This is a genomic window from Alkalihalobacillus deserti (assembly GCF_020734105.1).
In the GTDB taxonomy this organism is placed as follows: domain Bacteria; phylum Bacillota; class Bacilli; order Bacillales; family Bacillaceae_D; genus Halalkalibacter; species Halalkalibacter deserti.
This window is the reverse complement of the sequence record NZ_JAJAFR010000047.1, coordinates 1-5,597: the sequence shown is the minus strand read 5'-3', so window position 1 is coordinate 5,597 and position 5,597 is coordinate 1. Positions and strand designations below refer to the sequence as shown.

Annotated in this window: 6 protein-coding genes; all 6 read right to left on the bottom strand. The window is 35.5% G+C overall.

The window, feature by feature from the left end:
- Positions 1-319 precede the first annotated feature (319 nt).
- The 6 genes from LDX58_RS25290 to LDX58_RS25265 all read right to left on the bottom strand — a co-directional run bounded on the left by LDX58_RS25290 (position 320) and on the right by LDX58_RS25265 (position 5,386).
- Positions 320-811 (bottom strand): hypothetical protein, encoded by a 492-nt coding sequence (locus LDX58_RS25290; protein WP_227940430.1) that lies wholly within the window; start codon positions 809-811, stop codon positions 320-322.
- Positions 812-963: 152 nt separating this feature from the next.
- Positions 964-2,292 (bottom strand): group II intron reverse transcriptase/maturase, encoded by a 1,329-nt coding sequence (ltrA, locus tag LDX58_RS25285; protein WP_227940429.1) that lies wholly within the window; start codon positions 2,290-2,292, stop codon positions 964-966.
- A 591-nt stretch (positions 2,293-2,883) separates the two neighbouring features.
- Positions 2,884-3,162 carry a hypothetical protein gene (locus tag LDX58_RS25280; RefSeq protein ID WP_227940428.1) on the bottom strand — a complete coding sequence of 93 codons (279 nt, stop codon included), beginning with the start codon at positions 3,160-3,162 and terminating at the stop codon, positions 2,884-2,886.
- Positions 3,163-4,187: 1,025 nt separating this feature from the next.
- Positions 4,188-4,331 carry a hypothetical protein gene (locus LDX58_RS25275; RefSeq protein ID WP_227940426.1) on the bottom strand — a complete coding sequence of 48 codons (144 nt, stop codon included), beginning with the start codon at positions 4,329-4,331 and terminating at the stop codon, positions 4,188-4,190.
- Positions 4,332-4,500: 169 nt separating this feature from the next.
- On the bottom strand, positions 4,501-4,800 hold the full coding sequence (locus LDX58_RS25270) for a hypothetical protein (protein WP_227940424.1): 300 nt from the start codon (positions 4,798-4,800) through the stop codon (positions 4,501-4,503).
- Between the two features lie 208 nt (positions 4,801-5,008).
- Positions 5,009-5,386, bottom strand: coding sequence for an outer membrane protein assembly factor BamD (locus LDX58_RS25265; RefSeq protein WP_227940423.1), 378 nt, complete (start codon positions 5,384-5,386; stop codon positions 5,009-5,011).
- Between the last annotated feature and the right edge of the window lie 211 nt (positions 5,387-5,597).

Below are 5,597 nucleotides of genomic sequence, written 5' to 3'. Positions count from 1 at the left end.
TTTCCTTTTATCGCCTTTTTAATTAGTGTAAGTTCATTCATCAATTTAACCTCCTTTCCGCTTATTAGAGTGAAAATATTATAAAAAAGTTTCAACTTTTTCTATGAAAAAACAATGGATCTGAAACCAAAAAAGAACGTCTTATGACGGCTCTTCTAATATAGCATCTATAACAACGTCTTCTATAGTTTAAGAAAACCCTTCTTCGAGTAACCTGCTCCGATAATAAAATAGGAACTGCCACACCGACAACTCCTTGTTTCGCTCTTGCTCCCGTTAGTGGAATATATTATCTTTGTATTTCATTGAAAACCCCTTATCAATACATAAAATTTGGCTCAGCAGGGGGAGAAAAAATATACCAAGCTTTTAGGTCATTATATGTGTACGTTTTAACTTCTTGCCCCTGAACTTTTACTGGTGTATTGGCTAAGTTAAAACCACTAATTATTGGCTTTCCGAAAAACTCAGATGTTCCATAAACCCCTTCGTTTGCTCCATCATTTTTGCTGTTAGAGAGTGGCACACAACCTTCCCATGATGTTTTTGTATTGAAGAGCTTTTTACTAACATATCCTTTACAAAAATGTTCTTCATCATCGGAAAATCCCTCGGCTACAAAAAATGTTAAACCTTTATTCCCATACCAATCTGTGTGCAAAATCTGAACATTTTCCATCCAAGTATATTCATCTTTAATAGATGCTTCAATATTAGGGTTTAAATAGTTATTAAGTATAAAAACTATAACGAACACTAGGATAAGAGATAAAATGATTAGCATTCTCTTGTTATCCAGTTTTTTAATCAATATCCACAACCTCCTAATTAACTTATTCTTTGATTTAACTATTGCACAAGTCGAGTAGAAGAGAACCTCTCCACCTTTCGGTTGATTGTGTTCTCCCCCCTCACAGAACCGTGCTTGCGCTATTAACGCACACGGCTCCTCCGAGTTATCATTCACAAAATATAGCTAATCTCTTTTCTTAATTCATAAATATTAACCTTAACTCTTGCGTAAGGTAATGGATATTTAGTAAGAAAGAGTCTGAATTTATCCCAAGTAAATGATTTCCTCTGACTTCTTCTGTTAAGCCATTTGAACAGTAGGTATCCGATTTTGTCTCTAAATTTGTTTACACTTGGGGTATTATCTGTAATGCAATAATAATTGTAATACCCTACAAGAGAGCGCCTAAATCTATCCATAATCATATGAATATCTTCATTTCTATTGTTCTTCAACCACTCTTTAGATTCTTTAAGTTTGCCTTGGACCTTCTTCCTACTAGTTTTCCGTTTTACACGAAATTTCCCTTGTTTACTTTTCCCACAATAGTGTGTAAAACCTAAGAAATCAAAGGTTGCAGGTTTACTAATCCCCTTGTGTATTGCTTCTTTATCTGCAAAACGTCCAAATGGTATGATTTTGGTTTTATCCTCGGCTATTTCTAAGTTGAACTTCAACAACCTAAGTATTAATGATTGAAAGAATTCTTGAGCTTCGCTCTTGTATTGAAAACAACACACAAAATCATCTGCATACCTCACCATGAATGCCTGTCCTTTACACTGTTTTCTAACCCTTTTCTCAAACCAAAGGTCAAGAACATAATGGAGATATATGTTGGCTAATACTGGAGAAATCACCCCACCTTGCGGTGTACCATTATCGGTTTTGTACTTCTTACCTTCCTCCATATATCCACCTTTAAGAAACCTGCCAATTATTCTTAGTAGGTTAGGGTCAGCTATTCTCAGCTTTAGGAACTCCATCATCCACTTGTGGTCAACATTGTCAAAGAATCCTTTAATATCTACATCTACTACATAGTTTACTGACCTCTTTTCGATATAGTGGTTCAGTATTTTTAAAGCATCGTGGCAACTACGATTGGGTCTGAACCCAAAAGAGCAGTCTAGAAAATCATTTTCATAGATAGTATTTAGTATCTTTGTAATCCCTTTTTGAACAATTTTATCTTCATGTTCTGGTATTCCCAGCGGTCTTTTCTTGTTTGAATTCAGCTTAGGAATATACATTCTTCTTACTGGAACAGGACGATAACTTTTGCTTTTAAGTCTAGCTACTAAATCCTCTATGTTTTCTTGCAGATTTTCATTGTATTGCTCTTTGGTTGTGCCGTTTATCCCTGGTGCCTTCTTGTTAGGTAGTTCACGGTGACAATCCGCTAGTGATTGCTTACTTAATAGATGTGCAATAGATGTAAATTTCATTTTAGGATCAGATTTCGCTAACTCCGCTATCCTTAGTAGTTCTGTTTCCATTTAGTATCCCTACCTCTGAGTGTAGTAAATGTGTCCCTAGTAAGGGCGATAACTGGTAACAGCCTTTCCTCCATCGGCATTACCCAACTTCATTGGTACTACGCTGCTATCCGACTCCCTACACTTCCTTGCTTGTTATCACTTGTACACCATACTCTTCTAAAAAAAAGAAAAGACCGATAGGGTCTCCCGAGTTGCCGTATCATATCAATGTGTAACGTGCCAAGGTCTCTGACTCCAGAGAGGTTTTATCCTTCTTTGCCTTTAGCGAATGATAAAATGTAGCTTTCTGTCGCAGGAAAGACATCAGCCCTCTCGATTTACTAACATTATGGAGCTCAATCCCTTCAACCAATTGGCTTTCGGCCCGCCACCTAACTGTCTACGCTTAAAGACTAAAGTTACCCTTAGCCCTCCAAGACTCGCTACGAGTGAATGGCTAGTTCTTACTCGACGGGAATCCCACCCGCTATATGATACGACCTAGGCTCGGCCGCACTCCTGCTACGTTAGTGCAATAAGCCAAAGGAGCTACCGTTACGACAGCTCCCATTCTTTCGTTCAAGCTACCCGATAGTTGAAGATAAATCGTTATGGTTTCCCTCCAAAAATTGCAACAATTAAGTATCCGATAAACATAAAAATAACAAAACTAAAAGTCATAATGGCATTTGAAATAATTCCAAATTTACTCTTTCCGATTATTCCAAATACAATGCCAATTGGATTTATAATAAAAGTCAATAACCAATAACTATATCCATAATTAAAGATAATGTTTGGAAGCCAGACTAATATCCCCAACAAGAAACAGATTAGTGAAAGGATAAACCATATATTCATATTCCTTGGTGTTTTTTTTGTATCCATTATTATCACTCCCCTAATAATATAGGTTGTCTTTAGTATCTAACTTTTATTAATACAGATAGGTAAGGGTTTGATGTTATCGCTCCCTTTGTATTTCGCAATTGAAAAGTGAGCCATTTCGCAACATTTTTTGAGCCAATTAAATTTGGCGAATTTCACAAACTTACAGCTGAACTTTTGTAATGAGGACAGGCTTGACATGGAGCCTCTACGGACATGACTTCTTTGCGAAAGCATGCAGTAGGTAGGGGTTTCGCATCCCTGCAAGGGTATCATGCCCGCCTCTCCATATAAAGCCGATGTAGGATAGAGTATTATATACAATTCACAAACTTTAAGTGGCTCAGTTTTTAGTTGTCATGTGGCTCACTTTTCATGTGTTATTTACATTTTCAACGTTTCATAGGGAGTAAGTCCTCCACGTTATCAGCTTACAACGTTGAATTATATCTATTATAGAAAGAACTTAGGCGCTTCCTTTAAGCCTGTTAGCCGTTCATATGCCTGTAACATATCATGGATTTTCATATTAGTTAGTTTTACTCATCCACTGCCAACCTCACAATTTGGTGATATACACATTTCTATGTATTGCGGGTGTAGACCCGTACATTCAGAAGTTCGTCAGCTTATCCCATTATTTTAGGATGATTAAGCATTCTCACCGTATTCAATCAACTCAAGCATCATGATTTACACCACCCCCGCGGGTAGGCTTTCGACAGCTAAAATCACTGTTACGGTAAATTCTTACGCCTTTTTGCCGAGCTTATAACACTGTTATTCTTACTAACTTCAGTGCTATTCGACTAAGAGAGAGCCCTTCAAGACGTTACTCTGTCATTTGACTCTTCGATATAATCCTTCAGTTCCAAAAGGAACTGTCTAGCCTTTACCAGAGTGATGTGACCATCCTCAATTTAAGCTAGAAACATTTCGCACAACATTACTGCTTCTTTATCACAAGCAGTGATTACTGTTGTTCAGCCATCGCACCCATGTTATTTAAAGAGACTATTCATTATCTAATCATATAAAAAATATCCACCTGTGCCTATTAAAAAGTATTTAACAAAAATAAAAAGTTTCTTTGGCTTATCGTGATTTACAAGAAATATAACCAATCCAAATAAAAGTCCAAACCCAAGTGATTGAAATAACAGTGCCATTTTAACCATCCCTTAATAAAAAGAATACTTATTTGTAAATTCCCCGATAATCAGTATCTTATTAAACATTACTGCTCCTTTAGTTGAATAACTGTTACATTAAATTCCTTTTGTGTGATTTAAAAAAGAAATACGTACCTTTTTTATTGCAAGGAACGTACCCTTTACTTTAAGAAGAAATACTACTGGTTTTTTCTTTGTTTTTTGAGAGTAGGTCAAGGACGAAAGTAGTTATAACTGCGATTAAAGCTTGATAAAATAGTAAGTCATCCATCATAAGCTCTTCAGGTTCTCCAAAATTCTTAGTGAAGTAAAAATAAAAAATAAATAATAATATAAACGCAGCAAGCCCGTTCGATAGGCTCTTGCCAATTTTATTAGCAACAATAACAGCAATAATTACAAACAATAAGGTAACGATAGATGTGTTTGGTAAAATAAATTCATTTAGCAATACACCAATATACATAATAATGCTTCCAATAGTTATTGAGGCTGCTATTTCTAAAAACCTTATTTCACTCACCTCTCTCAATGTTTTTTTACTGTACTAAATGCTCCTTTACTTGAATAACCTTTGCTTTAATTTTAACATTAATTTCCTTTTGCATGGCATAAAAGGAAAAGTGCGCCCCTACTTATTGTAGGAACGCCACCCTTTAGTTGAACAAGAACAACTAAAAGTCTTGTCCAACGATAATTTTCCAGTCTTCATCTTGTTTTTGGATTGGGAATGTAAGTTCATTTATGTTCCCATCAGAAGAGATTTCAACAGTAGCCTCAAATTCAGTTTCACTAATTTCCTTAATCTCTACTATTTTTGTATCAGTAATTTCTTCCTCAATATTTGAATACTGTTTCTTTTGTTCCTCTTTATTAGGAAACCTTAAATCATCAGTGTATTTTACCATAGCTGATATATCCTTGGACTCTAAAGCCTCTAGATAACTATTTACAAGCTCAGTGACTTTCTCATCATTTGTTAAACTTGCTTCCGATGAACAGCCAGATAAAATTATTAATATTAAAACTACCGAAACCATTAACTTTCTCATTCTAAACATCTCCTTATAATATTCTGCTATGTAAAATTGTACCATAACTCCCCTTCGATTAACCCGCAACTATTATTTGACAGAAAAAAAGCATTACCGATGTTCCAGTAATGCTACCTCATAGGGATTGTTAAACTTATTAAAATCAGTTTTATTAGTTGTGTAACAATGGCTTGAATTCCGACCTATGTTCAATTATCCGCTCCAATGC